The following is a 2,485-nucleotide window of genomic DNA, read 5'->3' on the forward strand; positions in this document are numbered from 1 at the left end:
TAACAGCCGAATCGATGAATTGTTGCCGCTTGCACCGGAGGCTATTGAAGCATTATTGAAGGAACGTGGGTAGGTGGTGGGGTTGGAGGGATACGGTATTCCCAAAATAACAGAGGCACTATCTCTCAACCCATCTCTTTCTGAGAGTACGCAAAATTGCCAGCTTTTGCTGGGAAGTACACCTATAGACGAAGCATTTGCCAAAGGCGCTGAGACTGCTTGTGCCAGTTATAGTGACTCTCACCAAGGCGCATTGCCAGCATTTCAACGTATCCCTCCAACCCCACCACCTATCCACATTCCTTCAACAATGCTTCAATAGTCTCCGGTGCAAGCGGTAGCAATTCATCGATTCGGCTGTTAGGCCAGGTGGGGAGTTTTTCGAGGGTGTCGGCTAGCCATTCTGTGGGATTGAGGCCGTTGAGTTTTGCTGTGCCGAGTAGGGTTTGAATGGCGGCGGCACGTTTTCCGGCGCGTTCGGAGCCGGTGAACAACCAGTTTTTCTTGCCGAGCGCGATGGGGCGAATAGTGTTTTCGATCGCATTGTTGTGTGTGCCTTGCTAAGGCGCATCTGATTCGTCGGTGCAAATCCGACTTGGCTAACTATCGCTCCAGCCGGAAGTACTTGTAGCGGTCCAGGAGGTAACAAATGGGCTGAAGCACTACAAGAAAAGGTCTCCCTGGGAGATCAACGGGCCATGCGGGCCGTAACGAGAGTGAACACTGAGCAGGCCTCGAAATGTCGTCGTGGGAGCCGACCCGCCACAATAACGGGGAAGGCCGTTGTTCTTGTGGAAGCTGAGCGACTTAGCCACAAGAATCCCACCGGGATAGTGGTGACAGCGCGCATGGGAGAGATCGGATGGGCAACAAGGGAAGTCCTCAAGGATGTCCGGTGGCAACAAACAACGGTGATCCTGTGAGGGATAGAGCTGGCCAATGGGGATGACGGATGGGCGTGTAGTAGTGTTGAGGCCGGGTAATACTGGAAGAGCGAAGGCGCCCTGTTTCGAAACGCGATGAGGAAAGTGATAAGAGCGAGGGGATTGACGTGAGTCTACCAACCTTGATGAGTAAAGTTCAGACATTACAGACTTCATTACAGGCGAAAGCCAAGGCAGAACCAGCTTTTCGTTTTTACAGTTTATGGGACAAGGTCTACCGGACCGGTGTACTGCGGGTTGCTTATCGGGGTTGCCGCGCGAATCGTGGAGCACCGGGCTACGACAGCATCAGTTTCAAGCAGATCGAGGACCAGGGGTGGGACGAGTGGCTAGAAAGATTGCAGCAGGAGTTGCGGGTGGGTGGTTATCAGCCGCAGCCCTTGCTGCGCGTATGGATACCCAAAGCTCAGGGGGGACAGCGCCCTTTGGGCATTCCGACGATTCGGGACCGAGTGGTGCAGATGGCAGTACTGCTGGTTTTAGGTCCGGTTTTCGAAGTCGACCTATTGCCGCGGCAATACGGATTTCGCCCAGGATCGGATGCCAAGATGGCGATTAGGGCAATTCATTTCGGCATTACTCAACGGGGGAAGCGGGAAGTGGTAGACGGAGATTTATCCGATTACTTCAACACGATTCCTCATGGCGAGCTGATGCGCTGCGTGAGCCGCCGGGTGAGCGATGGTACTGGGCTGCCAGTGATCCGGAAATGGCTGAAGGTCGCTGTCATTGAACGCGACGAGCGCGGCGAACGCCGAACCACGGAAACCAAGGACAAACAACGAGGTACACCACAGGGGGGAATCATTTCTCCCTTGTTGAGTAATCTGTATTTCCGACGATTCCTTCTGGCTTGGCAGAAATTCGGTTTTGGCCAACGACTTCGAGCAGAAGTAGTCAACTACGCCGATGATCTGGTGATTCTCTGTCCAAATGGGTGTGGGGAGAAAGCGATGGCCGCAATGCGTCACCTTATGTCACGATTGGGACTCATAGTCAATGAGAAGAAAACTCGGCTAGTCAAATTACCTGACGAGCATCTTGATTTTCTTGGTTATACCTTGGGCCAGTTCTAAGGCAAAGATGGGCATCCCTATTGGGGCAAACGGCCTTCCAAGAAAGCGATCAAACGGTTAAAGCAGGGTATCCATAACGTCACGTCGTCGCGTTGGAAAGCGTCCAGCGTGGATAGTAGGATTGCGGAACTGAATCTGATAATCCGAGGTTGGGCCAACTATAGCACAACCAGATAATTTTGATTATAATTTAGAGATGGCCTATTCACTGGATTTCCGCCGTAAAGTCCTATCTGTCAGAGAGAAAAAAGGACTTACGATAGCCGAGGTGGCGGCCCGGTTTGATGTTGGCGTGGCGAGCGTGACGCGTTGGGTTAAGAACATCCATCGTAAACCTCAAGGGTTTCGCCAACGCAAGATTGATCTTGAGGTGTTGCGGCAGGATATTCGCGATTATCCTGATGCTTATCAGTACGAGCGGGCAAAACGTTTGGGTGTGGCGCAAAACGCTATTTTTCTGGCGCT

General features: G+C 52.5%; 3 protein-coding genes and 1 pseudogene. 3 read left to right on the forward strand and 1 reads right to left on the reverse strand.

Features of this window, described 5'->3' with window-relative positions:
* Positions 1–290 precede the first annotated feature (290 nt).
* Positions 291–548: pseudogene (locus BM122_RS20960) on the reverse strand (transposase domain-containing protein); the annotation flags it as partial.
* A 503-nt stretch (positions 549–1,051) separates the two neighbouring features.
* Here BM122_RS20960 and BM122_RS20970 point away from each other — a divergent pair.
* The 3 genes from BM122_RS20970 to BM122_RS20980 form a co-directional block, all read left to right on the forward strand.
* Positions 1,052–2,020, forward strand: coding sequence for a reverse transcriptase domain-containing protein (locus BM122_RS20970; protein WP_143083590.1), 969 nt, complete (start codon positions 1,052–1,054; stop codon positions 2,018–2,020).
* Between the two features lie 48 nt (positions 2,021–2,068).
* Positions 2,069–2,197: a group II intron maturase-specific domain-containing protein gene (locus BM122_RS26465; RefSeq protein WP_083398649.1), complete on the forward strand. Its 129-nt coding sequence runs from the start codon at positions 2,069–2,071 to the stop codon at positions 2,195–2,197.
* A 19-nt stretch (positions 2,198–2,216) separates the two neighbouring features.
* Positions 2,217–2,485: IS630 transposase-related protein (locus tag BM122_RS20980; RefSeq protein ID WP_074907591.1), on the forward strand; the 269-nt coding region annotated here is incomplete at its 3' end.

Source organism: Nitrosomonas communis (assembly GCF_900114745.1).
Taxonomy (GTDB): Bacteria; Pseudomonadota; Gammaproteobacteria; order Burkholderiales; family Nitrosomonadaceae; genus Nitrosomonas; species Nitrosomonas communis_A.